Here is a 426-nt window from a genome sequence, read left to right as displayed (position 1 = left end):
GGCCAGGGTCAGACACAGATGTTGAAATAAATATATTTGGAAATAGTACTGAAAATACGAGTGAAGTAACTGAAGAGAACTTTGATTCTTTTACTGTCTATGACAAGTACGGAGATAAGAAGAACGTAGGTGAAAGGAAGAAGCAAAAAATAATTCAAAGTGTAGGCTCTGGTGAGGGGGAAAGTCAGCACCAAGCACATCAAGAATCTATAGGTAATTTAACTCCTGATCAACTTGCTAGGTATAAAGCAGCACAAGCAGCAGACAAGAATAATCCAAGTCTGAGATCAAAAAACACTTTGATATATGAAACTTCAAATTCTGTCAATCGGTGGGGGACTAAAGGGGAAACAGCAGCTAAGATTGCGGTAGGAAATGCACATTCACAAAGAAAGAAGCCATGAAATTACTGAACTATTTTTTGTT

The 426-nt window shown here is 37.6% G+C and carries 1 protein-coding gene; it reads left to right on the top strand.

Features of this window, described 5'->3' with window-relative positions; translation table 11 throughout:
• Positions 1 to 404: hypothetical protein (locus tag E1163_RS30180; protein ID WP_185155887.1), on the top strand; the 404-nt coding region annotated here is incomplete at its 5' end.
• Between the last annotated feature and the right edge of the window lie 22 nt (positions 405 to 426).

Origin of the sequence: Fulvivirga kasyanovii (genome assembly GCF_009711405.1) — a bacterium.
GTDB classification, from domain to species: domain Bacteria; phylum Bacteroidota; class Bacteroidia; order Cytophagales; family Cyclobacteriaceae; genus Fulvivirga; species Fulvivirga kasyanovii.
The sequence above is the reverse complement of the archived record's forward strand: the minus strand, read 5'-3'. Positions and strand labels throughout refer to the sequence as shown.